The organism is Pseudoroseicyclus sp. H15 (assembly GCF_054353345.1).
Window position 1 is genome coordinate 1 of record NZ_JBTHJE010000003.1, and the last position, 23,788, is coordinate 23,788.

A 23,788-nucleotide genomic window follows, 5' to 3' on the forward strand; every position below is an offset into this window, starting at 1 on the left:
GGATGTTGATGAAACTGCCTGACAGGTCGAAAGCGAGAAACGTCGAGCCCGTACTGGCAACAGCCATGACATTGCAGGAGCAGTCATTCGTGCGTCAGAACTGAAAGGCGGCTCTGTCCGCATAGCAGTCATTCATCCTAAGCGAATGCTGTGCGATTCATGCGCTGCCGGTTTCGTGACTCTGCACTGCGGCGCCGACCATGCCCCGAACATCCGGTTTGGGCCCGAAGTGTCTGCGACAGGCATGAAGCGCCGAAGCGGAACTGGCGGCCAGAATCTTTGGGCGGATTCGACCAACCCGCTGCGACGGCGAGGTGAATTCTGCGGGACACCCACCTGCTAACTCATTGTTTTCCATCAACTGGTATGAGCGCGCTGCGGGACACCACTCCATTGTTTTTTCTGCAAAAATTGGGGGAGTGGTGGGCGACCCTGGAATCGAACCAGGCGTGGGTCTCCCCGGCGGAGTTACAGTCCGCTGCCGCACCTTGCAGCTCGTCGCCCGACGCGGGGTGGGGGATAGTCGGGGTTCAGGGGGAGGTCAATGGGGTTGGATGAAGGTTCTGCCCAAGACATGCGCCTCTTGCGAAGACCGGCAGGGCAGGGCAGGGAAGCGGGATGAAAAAGCCGAAATGGGTTATCGAGAAAGAGCGCTCGCGCCGTGCCGCCGCGGCGGAGACGGTGTGGCTCTTCGGGCTGCATGCCGTGCGAGACGCGCTGATGAATCCGGCCCGCGAAAAGCTGCGCCTGATGCTGACCCAGAACGCCGCCGACCGGCTGGCGGATGCGCTGCCGAACGCCGGCATCGAGCCGGAGATCGTGGATGCACGCCGCTTCGATGCGCCGCTCGACCCTGGCTCTGTCCACCAGGGCGCCGCGCTGGAAGCGAAACCGCTCGACTGGGGCGGGCTGCCGGAGCTGCTGGCCAAGCCCGGACCGGGCCTGCTGGTGCTGCTCGACCGGGTGAGCGATCCGCATAACGTGGGCGCCATCCTGCGGTCTTCCGAGGTGTTCGGCGCCCGGGCCGTGATCGGCGTGGCCCGGCATTCGGCGCCCGAGACCGGATCGCTGGCGAAATCGGCCAGCGGCGCGCTGGAGCGGCAGCCCTATCTGCGGCTGCGCAACCTCGCCGACACGATCCAGACGCTACAGGATCAGGGCTGGCTCGTGCTCGGCCTGGCCGGCGAGGGCGACGAGGCTATCGGCGACGCCCTGGCCTCGCGCGATACGGCCAAGGTTGCGTTGGTGCTGGGCGCCGAGGGGCCCGGCCTGCGCGAGCGCACCCGTGAGCTCTGCGACGCGCTGGTGCGGATCGACCCGGCCGGGGTCTTTGGCTCGCTCAACGTCTCCAACGCCGCCGCCGTGGCGCTGTATGCGGTTCAGCAGGCGCAGAAGATCGGCTGAGGCTTCCGGGGGCCCGGCGATTGTTACGTGCGTGCGGCGGCGTGGGCGCCGGGCCGGCAGGCCGGGCAACCCCGCGGGGCAGGGCGCCAGGCGTCTAAGCCTCTGGCACCTCAACGAATTCGCGGCATCCCTCCGCCGGCCCCCCGCTGAAACAATCCGCGCGAACTTTCACCTCCGCGAGAGCGGGTCTGGCAGGGTGTGCCGCAACACCGCATTCTATCGGCAGACGCCCAAGACCCGGAGGTCTCATGCTCAGCCGCCGCCGCCTGCTGCAAGGCCTGGCCCTTTCGCCGCTCGCCTCGGTCGCGCCCGGCCTTGCCCGCGCCGCGGGCGGAGCCGTCTACGCGGAGAACGGCCTCGCCCTGCGCGGCACCGATCCCATGAGCTACTTCACCCACGGCGAACCGCGGCCCGGCTCGCCGGAGATCGGGCTGATGTGGCGCGATGCCATCTGGCTGTTCGAAAGCGAGGCCTCCCGCGCCCGCTTCGAGATGAACCCGCAGGCCTACGCCCCGCGCTACGGCGGCTATTGCGCCTATGCGATGGCCGAGGGCGTGCTTGCCAGCTCGGTGCCCGAAGCCTTCACCCTGCATGGCGACCGGCTCTATCTGAACTACTCGCTGCCCGTGCGCGAGCGCTGGCGCAGCGACATGGCGGGCTACATCGCGGAAGCGGATGCGCATTGGCCCGAGGTGCTGGGTTAGGCGCGCCGGCCACATTATCACGTTTTGTCGACCTGCTCTTTCCGAAACGCTTGCCTGTGCCAATATTGTCTCATGAAGGCGCTTCTCTGGAACACCAGCGCTTTCGATCACTGTCCCTCGTTCCACACCTATGCGCCTGGGGCCTTTGCTCCAGGCGCTTTTTTCTGAGAAGCCTGCGGGCAGAGGGAGAGGAGACCCCATGCGACTGATTCAACCCGACGATTACATCCGCGACGTGCTGACCGAGGCCAAGGTCATCGCCCTCATCGGCGCCTCCGACAAGGAGGATCGCCCCTCGCACCGGGTGATGAAGTTTCTACAATCGCGCGGCTACCGGGTGATCCCGGTCAACCCCCGCCTCGCTGGTAAGGAGCTGCTGGGCGAGAAAGTCTACGGCGACGTGCGCGAGATCGAGGAGGAGGTCGACATGATCGACATATTCCGCAAGTCGGAGGACGTGCCGAGCGTCGCCCTCGCCGCGATGTCGCATTTCAAGACGCTGAAGAGCATCTGGATGCAGGTGGGCGTGACCAGCTTCGCCGCCGCCGAAGTGGCGCGGGCGAAGGGGCTGAAGGTCGTGCAGGACCGCTGCCCGGCGATCGAGATCCCCCGGCTGCTCGACGCCTGAGAGGGCGGTTGCCCGGAGGGTGGGGGGGCGCCACCATTCCGGGTGCCAGTTGAGGGCACGTTGCACGCCGGCCCGTGGTGGCAGGTCGGCGCTCGCGCGGCGGCCTGACGGCCTTGATTTCGCGCGGCGTGAAGAGCGGTGAGATCGGAAGGGCGGTTTGGGCTGAGCGCGGTGAGAAAGCTGCCAGCGGGCAGCTAAGCGGTCGGCCTTGCGCGGGCTGAGAGAGCGGGCCGGGGGCCAGCCCCCGGACCCCCGGGATTTTAAGGAGCAAAGACAGGGGAAGGGGAGCTACTTGAGCTGGCTGTCCTTCGAGCCGCGGCGGTTGAAGCCGCCTCGCGATTGCGGGCGCTTGTCGCGGCCCGTCTGGCACTCGATGCAGAGCTTCACACCCGGGATCGCCTCGCGCCGGGCCTGCGGAATCTCGTCGCCGCATTCGGCGCATTCGGTCGCGCTTTCGCCCACGAGGGCGCGGCGCGCCTTCATGCGTGAGAGTTCATCCTCGATCGACGCTTCGATCTGTTCTTCCACCGCGCCGTCGCGGGCCCATCCTCCGGCCATGTTCCGATCCTTCGTCTACCTTGCCTTAAAGGTAGGGCCGGGGGCGCCCCGCGCCAAGGGCGGGGCGCCTGCCGAGGTGGCGGGCCGGGATCAGGATCAGGCAGGCAGCTCTTCGGCGGTGATCGTGTAAACGAAGCTGTCGGGGCTGAGCTCGTCCTGCGCCACGCCGTCGATCTCGGCCTGGGGATACATCAGGAAGGGCAGCATGCCCTGCTCGGAGCCGGGCAGCACCACGTCATGCGCGTCGTTATAGGCGACCCAGTTGCCTTCGGAGGCACCGAAGAGCGCGGCGCGCACGTCCTGCACCTCGGGGCTTTCCAGCGTGAGGTCCTTCGGCGGCTCTTCGAGCACGACCTTGCGCACGTCTGCCGGGTCGGTCGGGACCCAGCCGGTGCCCTCGATGAACACCTCGGCGCGGCAATGCTGGGCCTTGGTTACATCGGCAGAACCGGCGCCGAGGCTCTTGTAGCCGAAGGCGGAGGGCGCGACGCGGATGCCGTAGAGATCGCGCGCCGGGATGCCGGCGGCGCGGGCGAGGCCAACGTAGAGCGCGTTGAGATCGGCGCATTTGCCGGAGAGGGCGCCCGATTCCAGCATCGTGGCGATATCGCCGAGGCCGCAGCCGCGCACATCGGGGTCACGCTCGGTGCTCTCCACGACGAAATCGTAGAGCTTCTCGGCCTTGCGGCGCTGGCCCCAGGCGAAGCGGACGATGGATTCGGCGGTGTCCTTCACGATGCCGTCGGTGGGCAGCAGCATGGTGGCGCTGGTGAAATGCGCGCGCTCGGCCTCGGTCAGCGTGGCGCCGGTGTCAGCGGTGGGATCGACGGAGCGGTCCTGCGTGATGACGGTGGAGACGACCTCGAGCACGGCGGGCTCGTCGCCGGCGGGCCAGATGGCATGGACGAAGCGAACGCGCTGCTCGGTGTCATCGACGAGGATGGCTTCGGGAGCGTTTGTCTCGAAGGTGGTCTCGCCCGGCTGCGTCCAAGACGCTTCCAGCGAGGGCACGGGCACCCAGGCCTGAGCGGCAGCGCCATTGCGGGGCAGCTCTACGCGGGTGGTGAGGCGATAGGTGCGCGGGGTGCCCGGTTCCGGGGCATAAAGCGCGGCGGCGGTGTGGGGGAGCGCGGCCATGGCCGCGGCGGCGCCGCCCATGGCAAGGGCGGCACGTCGTGTCAGGATCATGATCTGTCTCTCTAGCGTAAGGGAGTCCGGGCCGGGGCCATTCGGAGCATCGGGGCCGCGTATAGGCTTGGGCGGAGAGTCGGGCAAGGCTCGGGGGTGGAGGTGGCCTGCTGTGGTGGGGCGGGTTCGTGCTCGTCTTCCACAGGGGCAAAGGAGACCACGTTGCACGCCGGCCCGGGGGATGGCGCCCCTCCGGTCCCGCTTCTGCGTTTTATGCCTGCCAAGCCCCTCCCAGCGGCGGGCGAAGCGCTGACTTCACCAGCGCGCCAGCCCGCGGGGACGGGCCGGCGCTCGCGCGGCGGCCTGACGGCGTTGATTCCGTGCGGGGGGAGGAGTGGTGAGGCTGATGCCTGCTCACAGTGAGCTAGGGCCCATCCCGCGCTCTACCGCCCTGCCTTCTCCGCGATCCCGCTCTCTCCTTCGCGGCGCTCCAGCTCTGCCTCGATCTCGGCAAGCGTCACGCCCCTCGCCTGGCACATGACCAGCAGGTGGTAGAGCACATCCGCCGCCTCGCTCGTCAGCCGCTCCCGGTCGCCCTTCACCGCCTCGATGATGGCCTCCACGGCCTCTTCGCCGAACTTCTCGGCGGCCTTCTCCGGCCCCTTGGCGAGCAGCTTGGCTGTCCAGCTTGTCTCGGGGTCGGCGCCGGCGCGGGCGGCGATGGTTTCTGCGAGCTTGTGGATGCTCATGGCGCGCCTCCTTCCAGACGGATGTCGAGCCCGGCGGCGGCCATATGCGCCTTGGCCTCGCCAATCGTATAGGTGCCGAAATGGAAGATGCTGGCGGCCAGCACCGCAGAGGCATGGCCCTCTCGCACGCCCTCGACCAGATGGTCGAGATTGCCCACCCCGCCCGAGGCGATGACCGGAATCTGCACCGCGTCGCTCACCGCGCGGGTGAGGCCTAGGTTGAAGCCCGATTTGGTGCCGTCCCTGTCCATCGAGGTCAGCAGGATCTCGCCCGCGCCATGCGCCTCGGCGCTGCGGGCGAACTCTACCGCGTCGATGCCCGTGGGGTTGCGGCCGCCGTGGGTGAAAATCTCCCAGCGGCCCGGCGCCACCTCCTTGGCATCGATCGCCACCACGATGCACTGGGCGCCGAAGCGCTCTGCCGCGCGGGAGACGACGGTGATGTCGGCGACGGCGGCGGAGTTGAAGCTCACCTTGTCGGCCCCGGCGAGGAGCAGGGCGCGCACGTCTTCGCTGGTGCGCACGCCGCCGCCCACGGTGAGCGGCATGTAGATGCTCTCTGCCGTGCGAGTGACGAGATCGAACATGGTGCCGCGGTTTTCATGCGTGGCGTGGATGTCGAGAAAGCACAGCTCGTCGGCGCCGGCGGCATCATAGGCCTTGGCCGCCTCTACCGGGTCGCCCGCATCGCGGAGGCCAACGAAGTTGACGCCCTTGACCACGCGGCCATCGGCGACATCAAGACAGGGGATAAGACGGGTCTTCAGCATGGCGCTGTCATAGGCCGGGGGGCGCCGGCTGGCCAGAGCGTACGGGAGGCCAAGGGCTCAGGCCCGCCGCCGCCAGAGCGCCACCCCGCCGGAGACCGCCAGCAGCACAAGGCCAATGAAACCGAGCGGGATCGTCATCAGCATGAGCCAGCCCGCGACGAACATGGTGTAGAGCATATCGCCCCGGTCCTTGCCGGCGATGATGCAGGCATTGGCATAGCCCTCATGCAGCTCGCAGCCGGCCCGATCGGCAAGAAGGCTCGCCAGCGCGACCGATGCGATGGGGGCGAGGCCGATCAGCACGAGCACGAGGCCGATGAGGAAGAGCGTCTTTACCATGGCGCGGAGTGTCGCCGGCCCAGGTGGAAGAGGGAAGGGCCCACTCCCTCAGTGCGGCGCCTCGCCGCGCGCCAGCTGGGCGAGGAAGGTCTCCATCCGCTTGGCGCGCGTCTCGGGCCGCTTGGCGCTTTGCAGGCGGTAGTAGATGACGAAGAGCTCGGCCCGCTTGAGGCTGTCGTAGCGTGCCTTCGCCTCCGGCCGCTCCTCGAGTGCGGCAAGGAAATCCGCCGGCACCTCCATCTCCGCCCCCGCGGAATAGGCGGCCTCCCAGCGGCCATCGGCGCGGGCTGCTTCCACCTGGGCGAGGCCCGGCGGCTGCATCCGCCCCTCGGCGATTAGCCGCTCGGCATGGCCCACGTTGCGGGCCGACCAGGGCGAGCGGGGGCGGCGGGGTGTCATCCGCTGCAGCCAGCTCGTCTCGTCGAGCGGTTTCTTCTGCCCGTCGATCCAGCCCCAGATCAGACCGGCGATCACGCAATCGCCCCAGGTGACGGAGGCAAGGCCGGAGCCCTTCTTGTAGAGCCGCACCCAGAGCTCGGTCTCGCTGGCATGGTTCTCGGCCAGCCAGGCCTCCAGCGCGGCCGCGTCGGCAAAGGGCCGGCCGGGGAGGTCGTCTTCTGTGCTGTTGCCCGGCATGTCTCTCCCCTACGCTCGCGCGCAGCATGCCGTGCCCGCCCGCCGGGGCCAAGGCTTTGCCCCTCGGCTTCGCCGGGCCGCCCCTGTATGGGTGCGGGATGAGCGAGACACATGAGATTTTCCTGGCGACCCAGCCGGGCTTGGAGCCGCTGCTGGCAGCAGAGGCGCGCGAGGCGGGCTTTGCCGAGGTGGCCGAGGTGCCGGGCGGCGTAACCTGCCAGGGCGGCTGGGCGGAGGTCTGGCGCGCCAATATCCAGCTGCGCGGTGCGGGCCGGGTGCTGCTGCGCATCGGCGGCTTTCCGGCGCTGCATCTGGCCCAGCTCGACAAGCGGGCGCGCAGGTTCGCCTGGGGCGAGGTGCTGCGCCCCGACGTGCCGGTGAAGGTGGAGGTGACGAGCCGAGCCTCGAAGATCTACCACGCCGGCGCCGCGGCAGAGCGCATCGGCCGGGCGATCACCGAGGAGCTGGGCGCGCCGCTCGGCGACGGCGGCGTGCGGCTGCTGGCGCGGATCGAGCGCAATATGGTGACCTTCTCGCTCGACACCTCCGGCGAGCCGCTCCACCGGCGCGGCCACAAGGAGGCCGTCGGCAAGGCGCCCATGCGCGAGACCATGGCGGCGCTGTTCCTGCGCGCCTGCGGCTACGATGGCGCCGAGCCGGTGCTCGACCCGATGTGCGGCTCGGGCACCTTCCTGCTGGAGGCGGCGGAGATCGCCGCTGGCCTGCAGCCGGGGCGCGACCGCGCCTTCGCCTTCGAGCGGATGGCGGGCTACGACGAGGCGGCTGTGCAGGCGCTTCGGCGGGCGGCGGGAAAAGCGCCGGGCCAGCGCTTCCACGGCAGCGACCGCGACGCCGGGGCCATCCGGTTCTCCACCGCCAATGCCGAGCGGGCAGGGGTGGCCGAGTGGTGCCGTTTCGAGACGAGGCCGGTGGCTGAGCTGCAGCGCCCGGAGGGGCCGCCCGGCCTGGTGATCGTCAACCCGCCCTATGGCGACCGCATCGGCAATCGCGGCGTGCTGGTCGGCGTGCACAAGGTGCTGGGCGAGCGCCTGCGGGCGGAGTTCGCGGGCTGGCGCGTGGGGCTTGTGACGAGCGAGGAGAAACTCGCTCGCGCCACCGGGCTGCCCTGGCAGCCGCCCGGCCCGCCCGTGCCGCATGGGCCGCTGAAGGTGCGGCTCTGGCAGACCGGCAGGCTATAGCCGGCGCCGCCCACCGGCGCGCCGTGCCGATTGCCAGCCGGGCCGCCGCCTGTCACGCTGAACGCCTGTTGCCATTGGAGGATGTGCGATGCCCAGCTGGCCCGATGCCCCCGCCGCTATGACGCTGTTTTGCGAGGATCTCGCCGCGTCGAAGGCCTTCTATGACAGCTTCCTCGGGGTCGATCCCATCTTCGCCGACGACAATTCCTGCGTCTTCAAGGTCGGCCCCACCATGATCAACCTGCTGCATGTCCAGGCGGTGCCCGAGCTGATCGAGCCGGCCGCCATGGCCGCGCCTGGAGTGCGGGCCGTCTATTCGATAGGCGTCGATGATGTGGATGCCGAGGCCGAGCGCCTGCGCGCCGCCGGGCTGACGCTGCTCAACGGTCCGATGGACCGGCCCTGGGGCCTGCGCACCCTGTCGCTGCAAGACCCGGCCGGCCATGTCTGGGAACTGGGCGCGCCGCTGGCCGAGCGCTGAGGGGGGCGCTTAGGCCAGTGCAGCCAGCGCCTCTCTCAGGTCGATGGCGCCTTCGTAGAGCGCCCGGCCGGAGATGGCGCCGGCGATGACGCCCGTCTCGGCCAGCGCGGTCAGGTCGTCCATCGAGGAGACGCCGCCCGAGGCAATCACGGGGATGGTCACGGCGCGGGCGAGGGCTGCGGTCGCCGCGACGTTGGGGCCTGCCATGGCGCCGTCGCGCTCGATATCGGTGTAGATGATGGCCGCGACGCCGGCATCCTCGAAGCGCTGGGCGAGCTCGGTCGTCAGCACCTCGGTCTCCTCCGCCCAGCCCTTCGTCGCCACCTTGCCGCCCCGCGCGTCGATCCCCACGGCGACCTGGCCGGGGAAGGCGGCGGCGGCCTGGCGCACGAGGTCGGGGTCTTCGACGGCGACGGTGCCTAGGATCACGCGGCTGAGGCCCTTCGTCAGCCACGTCTCGATGGTGGCCATGTCGCGGATGCCGCCGCCGAGCTGGGTGCTCACACCGGGGCAGGCCTCAAGGATCGCTTCGACTGCCGCACCGTTGACCGGGCGGCCGGCGAAGGCGCCGTTCAGATCGACCAGATGCAGCCAGCCGCAGCCGGCCGCCACGAAGGCGCGGGCCTGATCGGCGGGGCTGTCGTTGAACACCGTGGCGGCGTCCATCTCGCCGCGCAGAAGGCGCACGGCCTGGCCGTCTTTGAGGTCGATGGCGGGGTAGAGGATCATCGCGGGCCGCTCCTTGGTGCAGTTGTGGGGCGAATGCCATGGGCCGGGTCGGCCGGCAAGTGTGGGGCGGGGGGCATGCGACCTCACGTCAGACTTGCCGGGATCGGCGCGCCTGCCCCAACGTGAGGCCAAAGGAGGACCCATTCATGAGACATCTCTTCGCCCGCCTGGGGCTGGCCCTTGTCGGCCTCGTCGCCCTTGCCGGTGCCGCCCTGGCCGACCCCATCGAGGGGCTCTGGCAGACCGAGGTCGACGACGGCGCCTACGCGCTTGTCACCATCGCGCCCTGCGGCAACGCCTATTGCGGCACCATCTCGCGCACCTTCACGTCGGAGGGTGAATTCCAGGCCGAGACCATCGGCCGGCAGATCGTCATCGACATGGTCCCGCAGGGCGGCAATGCCTACGAGGGGCAGGTCTGGCGCCCCTCGAACGACAAGGTCTATCTCGGCAAGGTCGAGGTTAACGGCGACCGGATGCAGCTGCGCGGCTGCGTCGCGGGCGGCCTGTTCTGCGCCAGCCAAACCTGGGCGCGTGTGGGCTGACACAGTGACGCCCAATGAAGAACGGCCGGGGGCTCACGCCTCCGGCCATTTTCGTTGCGCTCAGGCCGGCGGCACCTGCCGGATGGCCTGGTGGGCGAAAGCGAGCTTGTCACGCACGCCCTGCGGCAGCACGAAGGGGTAGAGGTCGGGCAGATCCATCGTGCGGTTCACGTGGTTCACCGCGATGGTCAGGTCGATGGCGCGGCTGAGCAGCGCTTCGGTATCCGTCTCCTGATAGGCATCGCCCGTCTGGGCCGCGGCCGTCCTGCGGAAGGAGAAGCCCTTGCGGCGTGGCAGGATCGCGCCGTCCTTCAGCGACAGGCCGGTGGCTGCGGCGGAATCGGCGAGGTCCACCAGGTGGAGCAGATGGGCGATCGTCTCCGCCCAATCCTCATGCGGGTGCGAGGTGGCGTAGCTGGTGATGTGGTTCTCGTCCGCCGGCTTGGTATTGGCATAATGCGCCTGCAGGGCGGCGCCGTAATCGGCCCGCTCGTCGCCGAAAAGCTCGCGGAAGGCGGGCAGGAAGCCCTCCTCCGCGCCTTTCGCCTCAGCCAGCCTCTCAAAGAGGAAATGCGCGATCTCGTGGCGCATATGCCCCAGCATGGTGCGATAGAGCTCGCCCATCTGCTCCTGCCGCTCTGCGCGGGTAGCTTCATGCGCTTCCGAGACGTTGATGGTGATCGTGCCGCTCTCGTGGCCCATGGTCACCTGCGTCTCGCCGGTCACCGTTTCTTCCGAGAGCAGCTTGAACACGGGGCGCTCGCCTGTGTCGGCAGCGGAGAACCAGCCCCAGCGGCCGAGGTTCGCCAGCATCCAGCGCTTGGCCAGCTCGGTGTCTGACCAGAGCGGTAGGTTGTCGGAGGCTCGCAGGTCGGGCACGACCTCGGTCATCGCGCAGGAGCGGCAGAGATCGCCGCGCTCGGCCACCCAGTTGCAGCCGATATCGTTCCGGTGCGCGCAGGTCGGCGCGCCCGTGGTCATGGCCTGGCGTTCGGGGTCGAAGGCGACCTCTGCTCCACAGGCGCCGCAGGACAGGTTCTGAAAATAGAGCGGCGCGTTGCAGGCCGGGCAGGTGAAGATTTGCAAAGGGGGGACTCCTGAGGTGGCCACAGACAAGCGGCCCGCAGGGAGAGATGTTCCCTGCGCCGGGGAAAATACCGGCGCGCAGGCAGTGACCTTGCGGAACGGGTCGCGCTTAGGGCCGGTTCAGGGCGCCCAGGCCAGGAAGTTGCGGATCAGCTGCAGACCCATTGCCTGGCTCTTTTCGGGGTGGAACTGCATGCCAGCCACATTGCCCTTCGCCACGATGGCTGTGATGTCGGCGCCGTACTCCGCATGGGCCAGCCGGTCTTCGGGATGGTCCACCTGCATAGCGTAGGAATGCACGAAATAAGCGTGATCGCCGGTGGAGATGCCGTCCAGCAGCGGATGCGGCTGCTCCAGCACCAGATCGTTCCAGCCCATATGCGGCACCTTCAGGCCCGCCTCGCCCGGCTCGATGCGGCGGATCGAGCCGTCGATCCAGCTGAGGCCGGGGGTCTCTTCGTATTCGTAGCCCGTGGTCGCGAGCAGTTGCATGCCGACGCAGATGCCAAGGAAGGGCCGGCCCCGGTTGTGCACGGCCTCGACCAGCGCCTCTTCCATGCCCTCGATGGCCCGCAGGGCGCGGGCGCAGGCAGGGAAGGCGCCGTCGCCCGGCAGCACGATCCGGTCGGCGGCAGCCACGACATCGGGGCTGTCGGTGACCGTCACCGCCCCGGCGCCAACCTCGGCCGAGATACGCTCGAAGGCCTTGCGGGCGGAATGCAGGTTGCCGCTCTGGTAGTCGATCAGCGCCACGCTCATGGGCTAGAGCGCCCCTTTGGTCGAGGGGATGGCGCCCGCGCGGCGCGCATCGGGCTCGACCGCCTGCCGCAGCGCCTGGGCCAGCGCCTTGAAGGCGGCCTCGGCGATGTGGTGGGCGTTGATGCCGTGCAGCTGGTCGACATGCAGCGTGATGCCGCCGTGGGTAGAGAGCGCCTGGAAGAACTCGCGCACCAGCTCGGTATCGAACGTGCCGATCTTCTCTGCCGCGAAGCTGACGTTCCACAGCAGGTAGGGCCGGCCAGAGAGGTCGAGCGCCACGCGGATCTGCGCGTCATCCATCGGCAGGTGGCAGGCGCCGTAGCGGCGAATACCGGCCTTGTCGCCGAGCGCCTGTGTCAGCGCCTGGCCGAGGGCGATGCCGCAATCCTCGACCGTGTGGTGATCGTCGATATGCAGATCGCCCGTCGCCTTCAGCGTGATGTCGATCATCGAATGCCGGGCGAGCTGATCCAGCATGTGATCGAAAAAGCCGATGCCGGTGGCGATCTCGGATTTGCCGGTGCCATCCAGATCGAGGCTCACCTCGATGGCGGTCTCGCTGGTGGTTCGGCTGATGCTGGCGCTGCGCATGGGGGGCTCCTCTCGCTCCGCCGCGGCTTATAGGCCGGGGCGGCGGCGGGCGCCAAGGGGTCAGCCCCGGAAGGCGCGGGAGATTGTGGCGGCCAGGTCTGCCGCGTCGCCGAGCCGGGCGATATAGGGCTCTTTCGGCGAGAAGCCCCGGGCGCGGCCTTCCAGCGCGTCGATCAGGCGGCGCAGGCGGCGCTGGTGCAGGCCGAGCGCGCGCTGCAGCGGGTCGGCCACGAGCCCGGCGAAGGTGGTGAGCAGGGCGCCGAGGCCGGCGAAGAGGAGCATGGTGGTCAGCGTGAGCGAGGCCGGCGCGGAGGCAGGAAACAGCGCGTACCAGCCCGAACCGAGCGCCGCGCCGAGCGGGAAGGCGGCGATGGCGGCGCTTTGGGCAAAGCCGAGGGCGACCGCGGGGGCGAAAGAGAGCATGCCTGGCGTCAGGCTCTTGAACAGTACCGCGCCGGTGCCGAGCGTGCCGATCTGCGTCGTCAGCTCCGCCATGGCGCCGCGGCTTTCGGCATAGGAGGTGAGATGCGTCTCCAGCGCCTCGATCTCAGCCAGCGGCGCCAGCAGCTCGGTGCGGATCAGCTGCGAGATGCGGGCCGAGAGCGCGGTGCGCAGGATCAGCGGATGCCGCGCCAGCCAGTCCGCCGCGCCGCGCAGGCGCAAAAGCCGCAAAAGCGGCTGCGCCAGCCGCGACATGATCTGCACCGGGGCGAGCACCACGTTGGCCGGCGCGCGCAGCAGGTCCCACCCCAGCGCCGCGCGATGCAGCCGCAGCGAGCCGCGAAAGCTGAAGTGCCGGGCGACGAAATCATCCACGCCCGCGCGCGCCCGGTCGAAAGGGTCGGCCGGGTCTATCTCGGTCAGCGCTTCGGCGGTGGCGACGGGCTCCATCCGATCCATATGGGGCGCCTCCGCCCCCACCGGAAGCCTGTCTTTGCTCCAAAAAATCCTGGGGGTGAGCCGCTGAAGGCGGCGAGGGGGCAAAGCCCCCTTTCCACGTCAGGAAAAACCCGCTTAGCTCCAATCTCATGGACTCCAGGTTCAATCAGCCGCTCGGCGGCAACGACATGCCGCGCCCCGGAGGCCCGGCCACCTTCATGCGGCTGCCCTCGGCCTCGGGGCCGGAGGGGCTGGATGCGGCGATCCTCGGCATTCCGATGGATATCGGCACCTCGAACCGACCCGGCACCCGCCTCGGCCCCCGCGCCATCCGCGACGAAAGCCGGATGCTGCGGCCCTACAACATGGCCACCGGCGCCGCGCCCTTCGACCATTGCCAGATCGCCGATATCGGCGACGTGCCGATCAACCTCTTCAATCTCGAAGCGTCGGTCGAGATCATCCGCCAATCCATCGCCCATGTTGCGGCCTCGGGCGCCGTGCCTGTCACGCTGGGTGGCGATCACACGCTCACCTTCCCGGCGCTGCAGGGTGTGGCCGAGAGCTACGGGCCGGTGGCGCTGGTGCATGTCGATGCCCATGTCGATGTGAACGAAGCGATGTTCGGAGAGGCGCTGGCGCATGGCACGCCGTTCCGCCGGGCGCATGAGGCGGGCTGTCTCGACGACAACCGGGTCATCCAGATCGGCCTTCGCGGCACCGGCTACGGGCCGGATGATTTCGACTGGGGCCGCGATCTCGGCTGGCAGATCGTGACGGCGGAGGAATGCGCCGGGCGCGACCTGACCGGGCTGATGGCGCAGGTGGCGGATCTGGTAGGCGACGCGCCGCTCTACCTGTCGTTCGATATCGACAGCCTGGCGCCCGGCCTCGCCCCCGGCACCGGCACGGCAGAGGCGGGCGGGCTGGCGGACTGGCAGGCGCTGCAGATCATCCGCGGCCTGGCGGGGTGCAACCTCGTCGGCTGCGATCTCGTCGAGGTCTCGCCGCCGTTCGATACCTCCGGCAATACCGCCATGGTCGCGGCGGCGCTTGTCTACGAGATGCTCTGCATCCTTCCCGGCGTTCCGCAACGCCCCAGCCCGAGGCGACATGACTTCGATTTCTGACCCGAGCGCGCTGCTCACCGAGATGTTCGACGCCGCCATCGCCGCCGCCGACCCCGCAGTGGCGCTGGAGGGCAACATGCCCGAGCGGCCCAAGGGGCGCACCATCGTCATCGGCGCCGGCAAGGGCGCGGCCCAGCTCGCCCGCGCCTTCGAGGCCGCCTGGGACGGCCCGCTCGAAGGGCTGGTCGTCACCCGCTACGGCTACGGCGTGCCGCTGGAGCGGCTGGAACTGCGCGAGGCGGCCCATCCGGTGCCGGATGAAGAGGGCCTGCGCGCCGCCAAGGATGTGCTGAAGCTCGTGCAGGGGCTGACGGAGGATGACCTCGTCGTGGCGCTGATCACCGGCGGCGGCTCGGCCCTGCTGCCCGCGCCGGGGCCGGGGATGAGCCTTGCCGATGAGGTCGAGGTGGCGAAGGCGCTGCTGTCCTCAGGCGCGCCGATCTCGGTGATGAACGCCATTCGCAGCGAGCTCTCTCTCATCAAGGGTGGCCGTCTGGCGCTTGCGGCGGCGCCGGCCCGCGTGGTCTCGCTCATCGTCTCGGACGTGCCGGGCGACCGGCCCGAGCAGGTCGCCTCTGGCCCCACCGTGCCGGGCGCCAGCCCCGACAGCCGGGCCGCAGCGCGTAAGCTGGTGACGGCCTGGAAGATCGCGCTGCCCGAGGCCGCGATGCTGGCGCTGGCGGGCGACGAGAACCCGACGCCGCTGCCGGTGGATCAGGGCTTCGCGCGGCACGAATGGCGCATCATCGCCTCCGCCGGCCGCTCGCTGGAGGCGGCGGAGGACGTGGCCCTCGCGGCCGGCGTCGGCGCGACGATCCTGTCGGACTCGGTAGAGGGTGAGGCGAGGGAGGTGGCCAAGATGCAGGCCGCCATCCTGCGCGAGGTCGCCGAGCACGGCCGCCCCTTCGTGCCGCCGGTGGTGTTGCTTTCGGGCGGGGAGACCACGGTCACGCTGGGCGACGCGCCGGGCCGCGGCGGGCGCAACAGCGAATTCGCCTTGTCGCTGGCGCTGGCGGCGGAGGGCTATGCCTTCACCGCGTTGCTGGCGGACACGGACGGCATCGACGGCAGCGAGGCGAATGCCGGCGCCTTCGTCGATGGTGAAACGGCGGCGCGGCTGCGGGCCTTGGGGCACGACCCGGCGGCGATGCTCGCCGGCCACGATGCCTATGCGGCGTTCGATGCGCTGGGCGACCTGTTCTCGCCGGGGCCCACGGGGACGAACGTCAACGATTTCCGGGCGATCCTGATCGGGTAGGGCGCCTGGCGCTGGTAGGGCGGGCTTCAGCCCGCCCCCCTGCCGTCATTCCCAGCAGCTCACCAGCACCGTCACGTCGCCGGCATGACGGGTCAGCATCTGCGGCGACATCGGCGTGGCGCGGTTCTCGGCGCCCGCCGTCACGCCCACGCTTTCCAGCGCGGGCAGGATGGCGCCCGATTCCAGCAGGAAGCTCACATCGTCGGGCAGCTGCGTGCCGCCGTTCTGCAGCGGCTCGATGAGCATGCCGAGCACCGCGCCCGTGCCGTCGAACACCGGGCCGCCGGCATCGCCCGCTTCAGCCTGCAGCGACAGGCGCGACAGATCGTCCTCGCCGTTCAGGCCGCGAATGTCCTCCAGCTCACCGAAGGTCAGCGCGGGGGTCGAGAGGACGCCGCCGAAGGGGAAGCCCGCCACCGCGACCTCAGAGCCGATCAGCGGCACGGCCGTCTGGAACTCCGCCACCGAAAGCGGCGCCAGCGCCGTCCGCGGGCGAAGCAGCGCCACGCCCCGCGACGGATCGCTGGCGACGACATCCGCAGGCGTGCTGCCGATGGTGACCTCACCGCAGGCCGCGACGGCGACGTCTGTGGTCAGCACCTCGCCGGCCTCGGAGACATAGAAGCCCGTCCGCGTCAGCTTCGGCTGGCGCACCGCCAGGCCGGAAACCATGTCGATCGCCTGATCCTCGCCGGGAGGCGCGACCGCGGGGTCGAGCACGCCGGGCAGGCGGGTAAAGGTGGGGCGAATCTCGCTAAGCACGCGGGTGAAACGCTCTTCATCCCCGGCGATCCAGATCAGCGCGTAGCCCTTGATCTGGCCATCTTCGAGCCAGGCTTCTACGAAGGTGTGCCGCTGGCGATCCATGCCCTCGATGGTGAAGTGCGCGGAATCGCGGCTGCGCGGGCCGTCAGTGGGCACCACGGCCAGCGTCTGCATGATTTCGAAGAGGCCGAAGAACCTGTCCTGATCGCCGGGCTGGCTGATCAGCAGCATCTCGACGGGCAGATCGTCACTGACCGGCTCGTAGCGGGCGAAGGGCGGGGCGTAATCGGCGAATTGCACGGCGCCCTGCGGCATCAGCAACTCGATGCCGGCCTGCCGGTCGCGCACCGTCTCAAGCCCCAGCCAGTCGAAGACGGCGTTGTAATCGGCCTCCAGCGCGGCGCGCTGCATGGTGGTGAGCACGCCGGTGGGCTCGTAGCCCTTGGCCTCCTGCCAGGCCGACATCGAGCCGCGGGTGCCGCGCCCGAAGGCGCCGTCGATGGCGCCCTCGTAGAAGCCAGCCCATTGCAGCATCACCTGCAGCTCCATCCGCTCGTCGCGGGTGAGTTGCGCCTCGCTCTGGCGGGCCTCTTGCGGGGTTTCGTCGGGCGCTGGCGGCGCGGTCACTTCGGGCTCGTCCTGCGCGGGTGCAGGCTCCTCCACCTCATCCGTCTCGCCGCCGCCCAGCATGGCATCCAGCGCATCTTCGAGCGACTGTTCGGAATCGTCGGGCGTCACGCCGTCGGGCAGGGGTTGCGCCGTCTGCGGGGCTCCTGTGCCGATGGGCCAGAATTGCTGGCGGTAGGTGGCGCCGGTGGCGATGAAGGCATCGTTGGGGATGGCGCCGGAATTGCGCAGCTGGCGCAGCACGCTTTCGGCATCGGGCCTTGTGTAGGGGCCAAGGGCGATGCCGTACCAGCCCGAGGCGAGCGCATAGCCCACCACGTCGGGCAGCTCGCCGGCATATTCGCGCACCCGCTCCTGCGCGGAAGAAAGCGTCGGCCGCGCTTCGACCTGAACCCACACATTCTCCTGGGCCCAGGCGGCCCCCGCCGAAACCAGGCCCCAGACCAGAGCCAACACCCGCAATCTCGTCACAAATCTCTTCCCGCAAAGCTTTGGCCGCCCGGGCAGCCGTTTTTGCCCCTTTATCGGCGCGGGGGCGGCGCCGCACCCGAAAATACCGTGTGTTTGCGCAATTGGGCGCCCAGCGTGGCGCGATTGACCCTCTCGCGCCAGCGGACTATGCCCCGCCCGTCACACCCGTCCGTCCCTCATGAAAGACGCTTGCCATGGCCGATGCCCCGAGGAGCTTTCAGGAGATCATCCTGCGCCTGCAATCCTACTGGGCAAGCCGCGGTTGCGCCGTGCTGCAGCCCTACGACATGGAGGTCGGCGCCGGCACCTTTCACCCCGCCACCACGCTGCGTGCGCTGGGCGAGAAGGCCTGGGCCGCGGCTTACGTGCAGCCCTCGCGCCGCCCGACCGACGGGCGCTATGGCGAGAACCCGAACCGGATGCAGCATTACTACCAGTATCAGGTGATCCTGAAGCCCTCGCCGCCGGACCTGCAGGCGCTGTATCTGGGCTCGCTGGAAGCCATCGGCATCGACATGGCCAACCACGACATCCGCTTCGTCGAGGACGATTGGGAGAGCCCCACGCTCGGCGCCTGGGGCCTGGGCTGGGAGGTCTGGTGCGACGGGATGGAGGTGAGCCAGTTCACCTATTTTCAGCAGGTCGGCGGGCACGATTGCCGCCCCGTCTCTGGCGAGCTGACCTATGGGCTTGAGCGGCTGGCGATGTATGTGCTCGGCGTCGAGCATGTCATGGAAATGCCGTTCAACGATCCGCAGTCGCCGATCCCGCTGACCTACGGCGACATCTTCCGCCAGACGGAAGAGGAATACTCGCGCCACAACTTCGACGTCGCCTCGACAGAGATGCTGCTGCGCCATTTCGAGGATGCCGAGGCCGAATGCGCCCGCCTGCTCGCCGTGCCGGAGATCGACCCGCGCAGCGGCAAGCGCATCATTCTGGCGCATCCGGCCTATGACCAGTGCATCAAGGCCAGCCATGTCTTCAACCTGCTCGACGCGCGGGGCGTGATCTCTGTCACCGAGCGGCAGGCCTATATCGGCCGGGTGCGGGCGCTGGCGAAGGCCTGTGCCGATGCCTTCGTCACCACCGATGCCGCGAAGGCCGCGTGATGGCACGCTTTGCCATCATCGCCATGGTTATTGTCGCGCTCATCGTCGGCGGCGGCATGTGGTACCTGCAGACGCGCGGCTACTATTACGAGATTGCGGTTGAAAATGTGCAACTCACGGATGCCGAAACGGGGGCTGTGGTCTCGCTGAGGTTCGAAAATGGCAAGGCTATCGATGCGGATTCCTCTCCGATCCGCTACCGCGCCTGCTTCGAACTACCCGATGTGAACCCGGAGGACTACCAGCCCTATCCGGTAGCCGAGCCGCTGACCGGGCCGCGCTGGTTCGATTGCTACAACGCCAAGAGCATCGGCGAGGCGCTTGAAAGCGGCGAGGCGGTGGCCCTGCTCGGCCAGGCCGAGGTGCGCTACGGCATCGACCGGGTGGTCGCCCTTTATCCCGATGGCCGGGCCTTTGCCTGGCACCAGATCAACGCCTGCGGCGAGGCCGTCTATGATGGCGAGCCGGCGCCCGAGGGCTGCCCGCCGCCGCCAGAGGAATACACGCAATGAAAGAGCTGCTGATCGAGCTGTTCAGCGAAGAGATCCCGGCGCGCATGCAGGGCCGGGCCTCTGACGATCTGAAATCGCTGATGACCAATGGCCTTGTCGAGGCCGGGCTTACCTATGCCTCCGCCGCCGCCTTCGCGACGCCGCGCCGTCTGACGCTCGTGGTCGAGGGGCTGAGCGAGGCCAGCCAGGAGAGCCGCGAAGAGCGCAAGGGCCCCAAGGTTGGCGCGCCCGAGAAGGCCGTCGAGGGCTTCCTGCGCTCCACCGGCCTGACGATGGACGATCTGGAGGTGCGCGCCGACAAGAAGGGCGAGGCCTATTTCGCCACCATCGTCAGCCCCGGCCGCCCGGCCTCGGCCATCGTGGCCGATGTGCTCGAGAAGACCATCCGCAATTTCCCCTGGCCCAAGTCGATGCGCTGGGGCTCGGGCAATCTGCGCTGGGTGCGGCCGCTGCATTCGATCCTCTGCGTACTCTCGGATGAGAGCGGGGCAGAGGTCGTGCCGCTGGAGCTTGACGGGCTGAGTGCCGGCGACCGCACGTTCGGCCACCGCTTCATGGCACCCGCCGCGATCAGCGCGCATGATTTCGACGATTACGAAGCCAAGCTGAAGGCCGCCCGCGTGATCCTGCGCCCCGAGGCGCGGGCCGAGGCGATCTGGCACGATGCCACGCAGCTCGCCTTCGCCAAGGGCTTCGAGGTGGTGGAAGACAAGGGCCTCCTCGCCGAAGTGGCCGGGCTGGTGGAATGGCCGGTCGTGCTGATGGGCGGCATCGAGGAGCAGTTCCTCGGCCTGCCGCCGGAGGTGCTGCAGACCTCGATGAAAGAGCACCAGAAGTTCTTCTCGGTGCGCAACCCGAAGACGGGCCGTATCGAGGCCTGGATCACCGTTGCGAATATCGAAGCGGCCGACGGCGGCGCCGCCATTCTGGCCGGCAATTCGCGGGTGCTGCGCGCCCGCCTGTCGGACGCCAAGTTCTTCTGGGACAATGACCTGCACGCGATCCGCGAAGGCGGGCTGACCGGCATGGCCGAGGGGCTGGCGAACGTGACCTTCCAGTCGAAGCTCGGCAGCCAGGCCGATCGCGTGACCCGCATTGAGGCGCTGGCGCGCCACATCGCCCCCATGGCCGGGGCTGACCCCGAGCAGGCGGCAGAAGCGGCGCGCATCGCGAAGGCAGACCTCCGCTCCGAGATGGTCGGTGAATTCCCCGATCTGCAGGGCCTGATGGGGCGCTACTACGCCGCCGAGGCGGGCCACGCCCCCGAGGTCGCAGCCGCCGTGCAGGAGCATTACGCGCCGCTCGGGCCGTCTGACGATGTGCCCACGGCGCCGGTCTCCGTCACGCTGGCGCTGGCCGACAAGCTCGACACGCTGGCCGGCTTCTGGGCCATCGACGAGAAGCCCACGGGCAGCAAAGACCCCTTCGCGCTGCGCCGTGCCGCGCTGGGCGTGATCCGCCTGATCCTCGCCAACAACCTGCGCCTGCCGCTGGGTGAGCTGATCGCGCGGGCGCATCCCGATGCCGAGGCGGGCGATCTGCTGCGCTTCTTCCACGACCGGCTGAAGGTGCACCTGCGCGAGGCCGGCATCCCGCACGACGTGATCGACGCCTGCCTTGGCCGAAATTCGGCCGATCTCGCCCTGGTCACCGCGCGGGCCGAGGCGCTGGCGGATGTGGTGAAAACGGATGACGGCGTGAACCTCGTGCAGGGCTTCAAGCGCGCCAACAACATCCTCAGCCAGGCGGAAGCCGCGGATGGCGTGGAATATTCCTTCGGGGCGGATCGCAAGTTCGCCGAAGACCCGGCGGAGATCGCCCTGTTCGACGCGCTCGACGCGGCCGAGGCGAAGATCACCCCCGCCCTCAAGGCCGAGGATTTCGCCGCCGCCATGGCCGCGATGGCCAGCCTGCGCGCGCCAATCGACGCCTTCTTCGAGGCGGTGCAGGTGAATGCCGACAACCAGCTTCTGCGCCGCAACCGTCTGAACCTGCTCAGCCGAATCCGGGCCGTCTGCCTTGAGGCGGCCGATCTGACCCGGCTGGAGGGCTGACGGGCCCGACGGCCCGCGCCCGCCGCGCTTGCATGGCTATCCCGAAGGCGTAAGGTGCCTTCGGGAGGTCATGCCGCAATGCAGCAATCTTTGCGCTTCGATAAGGTCACGCTTATCACGCCGACGGCGCGCATGTCGCCGCAGGAGCATGGCGGCCGCGCGAAATGTCTGCAGCGGCTGGTCCGGCTGGGCTTCAACGTGCCCACCACGGTGGCGCTCTCGTTCGAGGCGGTGCACGAGATTGCCATGGGCAAGGCGCCGCCGGTGGGCGAGATCCTCGACCCCTTCGGCGACGCGCCGCTGCTCTGCGTGCGCCCCTCCAGCCAGGATCAGGATTGGGGCGGCCCGAGCGCCATTCTGAACATCGGCATGAACGATCAGCGCCACGCTGCGCTTTGCGAGAGCATCGGCGAAGAGGCGGCCAACGCGCTTTATCTGCGGTTCATCCAATCCTATGCCGAGCATGTCGCCCGGCTCGATGCCGATCTCTTTCATTTGCCCGACACGCCGACCCCCGAGGCGGTGGAGAAGATGCGCAGCCTCTACGAAGAGGAGATGGACGAGCCCTTCCCGCAGACGCCCGAGGTGCAGCTCGCGGAAGTGCTCCGCTCGATGGCGCGCGCATGGGAGGGCACCTCGGCCCGGCTGCTGCGCCAGTCGAAAGGGGCGCCCGCCGATGCCGGGCTCGGCCTCGTCGTGCAGGCCATGGCACTGGGCGTGGGGCCGGGGGAATGCGGCTCGGGCGTCATCTGCTTCGTCGATGCGGAAACAGGCGAGCCGCAGATCACCGGGCGCTACCTCGGCCAGAGCCAGGGTCGCGAGGCTTTGGGTGCCTCGACCGGCGCGCTCTACCTCACCCGCGATCCGCGCGGCCCCTCCCTGGAAGAGCAGGCGCCCGAGGCCTTTGCCGAGCTGGTGGCGGCGGGCGAGCTTTGCCGGCAGCGCTTGCGCGAAGAGATGCAGGTGGAATTCACCATAGAGAGCGGGCGCGTCGCCATCCTCGATGCCGTGCGCCTGCCGCGCGGCCCGCGCGCCACGGTGAAGATCGCCGTCGATCTGGCGCTGGATGCCGTGATCCCCGAGGCCGAGGCGGTGATGCGCGTCTCTGCCAGCTCGCTGACGGCGCTGCTGCACCCGCAGGTCGATGCCGCCTCGAAGCGCGATGTCATCGCGCGCGGCATAGCCGCCTCGCCCGGCGCCGCCAGCGGCCGGCTGGTGTTCACGGCCGATGAGGCGCAGGCCGCCGCGACGCGCGAAGAGCCGACCATCCTGATCCGGCGCGAGACCAGCCCGGAAGATATCCGCGGCATGCAGGTGGCGCAGGGCATCATCACCATTCGCGGCGGCATGACGAGCCACGCCGCCGTCATCGGGCGCGGCATCGGCCTGCCCTGCGTCGTTGGCGCGGCGGATCTGTCGATCGACCGGCAGGGCCATGTGCAGGCGCCGGGCGGACGGGTGCTGAAACCGGGCGACTGGGTGACCATCGACGGCAGCACCGGCGAGATCCTGTCGGGCGAGGCGAAGCTGATCGAGGGCGGGCTGGACGAGAGCTTCCGCACCCTGCTTGGCTGGGCCGACCAGTATCGCGATATCGGCGTGCGCGCCAATGCCGACACGCCGGTCAACGCCCAGGTGGCCCGCCGCTTCGAGGCCGAGGGCATCGGCCTTTGCCGGACCGAGCACATGTTCTTCGAGGAGGGGCGCATCGGGCTGATGCGCGAGGTGATCTTCTCGGAGACCGAGGAAGAGAGCAAAGCCGTCCTATCTCGCCTGCTGCCGCTGCAGCGGGGCGATTTCATCCGCCTGTTCGAGATCATGCAGGGCCAGCCCGTCTGCATCCGCCTGTTCGACCCGCCGCTGCACGAGTTTCTGCCGACCGACAAGCGGGGCCTGAAGGACATGGCCGAGGGGCTGGGCAAGCCCTTCGCCGATGTGCAGGCGCGAGTGGAGGCGCTGAGCGAATACAACCCGATGCTGGGCATGCGCGGCGTGCGGCTCGGCATCGCGGTGCCGCAGATCTACGAGATGCAGGCGCGGGCCATCTTCGAGGCGGCCATCGAGGCCGGGCAGGCGGGCGAGACGGTGGTGCCGGAGATCATGATCCCGCTGGTCTCCGCCGCACGCGAGGTCGAGGTGGTGAAGGGCATGGTGGATGCCGTGGCCGCCGCCGTGCGATCCGAGACCGGGGCGACGTTCGACTACCGGCTCGGCGTGATGGTGGAGACACCGCGCGCCGCCCTGCGCGCCGCCGATATCGCGGCGCATGCGCATTTCCTGTCGTTCGGCACCAATGACCTCACTCAGATGACCTACGGCCTGTCGCGAGACGATGCGGGGCGGTTCATGGGCGCCTATGTCCGCGCCGGCGTCTACGAGGAAGACCCGTTCCACCTGCTCGACACAGAAGGGGTGGGCGAACTGCTGCGCATCGGAGCGGAGCGTGGCCGGCAGGGCCGGCCGGGCGTGACGCTGGCGATCTGCGGCGAGCATGGCGGCAGCGAGCGGGCCATCGCCTTCTGCCGGGGCGAGGGATTCACCTACGTCTCCTGCTCGCCCTTCCGGGTGCCGGTGGCGCGACTCTCTGCCGCCCAGCTCGCCATCGCAGAGGGGCGGAACGCGCGAGGGTGACGCGAAGGCTGTCGCGGGGCTTGTGGCTGAGGGGTCACAGGCC

General features: G+C 69.1%; 24 protein-coding genes and 1 tRNA gene. 12 read left to right on the top strand and 13 right to left on the bottom strand.

The window, feature by feature from the left end; genetic code table 11:
* Nucleotides 1-420 precede the first annotated feature (420 nt).
* Nucleotides 421-504, bottom strand: a tRNA-Tyr gene (locus ACXN5S_RS07490).
* A gap of 114 nt (nt 505-618) precedes the next feature.
* Here ACXN5S_RS07490 and rlmB point away from each other — a divergent pair.
* From rlmB to ACXN5S_RS07505, 3 genes are all read left to right on the top strand, one after another.
* Nucleotides 619-1,404 carry a 23S rRNA (guanosine(2251)-2'-O)-methyltransferase RlmB gene (gene rlmB, locus ACXN5S_RS07495; protein WP_458604798.1) on the top strand — a complete coding sequence of 262 codons (786 nt, stop codon included), beginning with the start codon at nt 619-621 and terminating at the stop codon, nt 1,402-1,404.
* 248 nt (nt 1,405-1,652) lie between these two features.
* Nucleotides 1,653-2,108 (top strand): YHS domain-containing (seleno)protein, encoded by a 456-nt coding sequence (locus tag ACXN5S_RS07500; protein WP_458604799.1) that lies wholly within the window; start codon nt 1,653-1,655, stop codon nt 2,106-2,108.
* Nucleotides 2,109-2,307: 199 nt separating this feature from the next.
* The gene (locus ACXN5S_RS07505) at nt 2,308-2,736 is read left to right on the top strand and encodes a CoA-binding protein (protein WP_458604800.1); all 429 of its coding nucleotides are present in this window, start codon (nt 2,308-2,310) and stop codon (nt 2,734-2,736) included.
* Between the two features lie 288 nt (nt 2,737-3,024).
* On the opposite strand, the gene ACXN5S_RS07510 is transcribed toward ACXN5S_RS07505, so the two are convergent.
* From ACXN5S_RS07510 to ACXN5S_RS07535, 6 genes are all read right to left on the bottom strand, one after another.
* Nucleotides 3,025-3,294: a DksA/TraR family C4-type zinc finger protein gene (locus tag ACXN5S_RS07510; protein WP_458604801.1), complete on the bottom strand. Its 270-nt coding sequence runs from the start codon at nt 3,292-3,294 to the stop codon at nt 3,025-3,027.
* 96 nt (nt 3,295-3,390) lie between these two features.
* Nucleotides 3,391-4,482 (bottom strand): transglutaminase-like domain-containing protein, encoded by a 1,092-nt coding sequence (locus ACXN5S_RS07515; RefSeq protein ID WP_458604802.1) that lies wholly within the window; start codon nt 4,480-4,482, stop codon nt 3,391-3,393.
* A 383-nt stretch (nt 4,483-4,865) separates the two neighbouring features.
* Nucleotides 4,866-5,171 (bottom strand): phosphoribosyl-ATP diphosphatase, encoded by a 306-nt coding sequence (locus ACXN5S_RS07520; protein WP_458604803.1) that lies wholly within the window; start codon nt 5,169-5,171, stop codon nt 4,866-4,868.
* Complete coding sequence (gene hisF, locus ACXN5S_RS07525) at nt 5,168-5,941, bottom strand: imidazole glycerol phosphate synthase subunit HisF (protein WP_458604804.1); 774 nt, start codon at nt 5,939-5,941, stop codon at nt 5,168-5,170. Before hisF ends, ACXN5S_RS07520 begins: the two co-directional genes overlap by 4 nt.
* Before the next feature lie 57 nt (nt 5,942-5,998).
* On the bottom strand, nt 5,999-6,280 hold the full coding sequence (locus ACXN5S_RS07530) for a hypothetical protein (RefSeq protein WP_458604805.1): 282 nt from the start codon (nt 6,278-6,280) through the stop codon (nt 5,999-6,001).
* 48 nt (nt 6,281-6,328) lie between these two features.
* The gene (locus ACXN5S_RS07535; protein ID WP_458604806.1) at nt 6,329-6,916 is read right to left on the bottom strand and encodes a YdeI/OmpD-associated family protein; all 588 of its coding nucleotides are present in this window, start codon (nt 6,914-6,916) and stop codon (nt 6,329-6,331) included.
* A 98-nt stretch (nt 6,917-7,014) separates the two neighbouring features.
* Between ACXN5S_RS07535 and ACXN5S_RS07540 the strand changes: the two genes are divergently transcribed.
* Nucleotides 7,015-8,115: a THUMP domain-containing class I SAM-dependent RNA methyltransferase gene (locus ACXN5S_RS07540; RefSeq protein ID WP_458604807.1), complete on the top strand. Its 1,101-nt coding sequence runs from the start codon at nt 7,015-7,017 to the stop codon at nt 8,113-8,115.
* Nucleotides 8,116-8,203: 88 nt separating this feature from the next.
* A complete protein-coding gene (locus tag ACXN5S_RS07545) occupies nt 8,204-8,596 on the top strand; it encodes a VOC family protein (protein WP_458604808.1) in 393 nt (130 codons plus the stop codon).
* Between the two features lie 9 nt (nt 8,597-8,605).
* On the opposite strand, the gene hisA is transcribed toward ACXN5S_RS07545, so the two are convergent.
* Complete coding sequence (gene hisA, locus ACXN5S_RS07550) at nt 8,606-9,325, bottom strand: 1-(5-phosphoribosyl)-5-[(5-phosphoribosylamino)methylideneamino]imidazole-4-carboxamide isomerase (protein ID WP_458604809.1); 720 nt, start codon at nt 9,323-9,325, stop codon at nt 8,606-8,608.
* Between the two features lie 146 nt (nt 9,326-9,471).
* Here hisA and ACXN5S_RS07555 point away from each other — a divergent pair, with 146 nt between their 5' ends.
* Nucleotides 9,472-9,870 (top strand): DUF2147 domain-containing protein, encoded by a 399-nt coding sequence (locus tag ACXN5S_RS07555; RefSeq protein WP_458604810.1) that lies wholly within the window; start codon nt 9,472-9,474, stop codon nt 9,868-9,870.
* A gap of 60 nt (nt 9,871-9,930) precedes the next feature.
* Here ACXN5S_RS07555 and ACXN5S_RS07560 read toward each other — a convergent pair whose 3' ends face one another.
* From ACXN5S_RS07560 to ACXN5S_RS07575, 4 genes are all read right to left on the bottom strand, one after another.
* Entirely contained in the window at nt 9,931-10,956 is a 1,026-nt protein-coding gene (locus ACXN5S_RS07560) for a zinc-binding metallopeptidase family protein (protein WP_458604811.1), read from the bottom strand.
* A 120-nt stretch (nt 10,957-11,076) separates the two neighbouring features.
* Nucleotides 11,077-11,715 carry an imidazole glycerol phosphate synthase subunit HisH gene (hisH, locus tag ACXN5S_RS07565; protein ID WP_458604812.1) on the bottom strand — a complete coding sequence of 213 codons (639 nt, stop codon included), beginning with the start codon at nt 11,713-11,715 and terminating at the stop codon, nt 11,077-11,079.
* Between the two features lie 3 nt (nt 11,716-11,718).
* Complete coding sequence (gene hisB / locus ACXN5S_RS07570) at nt 11,719-12,306, bottom strand: imidazoleglycerol-phosphate dehydratase HisB (protein WP_458604813.1); 588 nt, start codon at nt 12,304-12,306, stop codon at nt 11,719-11,721.
* 60 nt (nt 12,307-12,366) lie between these two features.
* Complete coding sequence (locus ACXN5S_RS07575) at nt 12,367-13,206, bottom strand: DUF6635 family protein (protein ID WP_458604814.1); 840 nt, start codon at nt 13,204-13,206, stop codon at nt 12,367-12,369.
* A 128-nt stretch (nt 13,207-13,334) separates the two neighbouring features.
* On the opposite strand from ACXN5S_RS07575, the gene speB reads away from it, so the two are divergent.
* Together speB and ACXN5S_RS07585 are read left to right on the top strand one after the other, a co-directional pair.
* Nucleotides 13,335-14,315: an agmatinase gene (gene speB / locus ACXN5S_RS07580; RefSeq protein WP_458604815.1), complete on the top strand. Its 981-nt coding sequence runs from the start codon at nt 13,335-13,337 to the stop codon at nt 14,313-14,315.
* Nucleotides 14,299-15,573, top strand: coding sequence for a glycerate kinase type-2 family protein (locus ACXN5S_RS07585; protein ID WP_458604816.1), 1,275 nt, complete (start codon nt 14,299-14,301; stop codon nt 15,571-15,573). Before speB ends, ACXN5S_RS07585 begins: the two co-directional genes overlap by 17 nt.
* Before the next feature lie 45 nt (nt 15,574-15,618).
* Here the strand turns inward: ACXN5S_RS07585 and ACXN5S_RS07590 are convergent, their stop codons facing one another.
* The gene (locus ACXN5S_RS07590) at nt 15,619-17,421 is read right to left on the bottom strand and encodes a serine protease (protein ID WP_458604817.1); all 1,803 of its coding nucleotides are present in this window, start codon (nt 17,419-17,421) and stop codon (nt 15,619-15,621) included.
* Between the two features lie 209 nt (nt 17,422-17,630).
* Here ACXN5S_RS07590 and ACXN5S_RS07595 point away from each other — a divergent pair, with 209 nt between their 5' ends.
* The 4 genes from ACXN5S_RS07595 to ACXN5S_RS07610 all read left to right on the top strand — a co-directional run bounded on the left by ACXN5S_RS07595 (nt 17,631) and on the right by ACXN5S_RS07610 (nt 23,745).
* Nucleotides 17,631-18,548: a glycine--tRNA ligase subunit alpha gene (locus tag ACXN5S_RS07595; protein WP_458604818.1), complete on the top strand. Its 918-nt coding sequence runs from the start codon at nt 17,631-17,633 to the stop codon at nt 18,546-18,548.
* Nucleotides 18,548-19,060: a DUF6446 family protein gene (locus ACXN5S_RS07600; protein WP_458604819.1), complete on the top strand. Its 513-nt coding sequence runs from the start codon at nt 18,548-18,550 to the stop codon at nt 19,058-19,060. The genes ACXN5S_RS07595 and ACXN5S_RS07600 overlap by 1 nt, the downstream gene beginning before the upstream one ends.
* A complete protein-coding gene (glyS, locus tag ACXN5S_RS07605) occupies nt 19,057-21,114 on the top strand; it encodes a glycine--tRNA ligase subunit beta (protein ID WP_458604820.1) in 2,058 nt (685 codons plus the stop codon). The genes ACXN5S_RS07600 and glyS overlap by 4 nt, the downstream gene beginning before the upstream one ends.
* Before the next feature lie 78 nt (nt 21,115-21,192).
* Entirely contained in the window at nt 21,193-23,745 is a 2,553-nt protein-coding gene (locus tag ACXN5S_RS07610) for a putative PEP-binding protein (RefSeq protein WP_458604821.1), read from the top strand.
* Nucleotides 23,746-23,788: the final 43 nt, after the last annotated feature.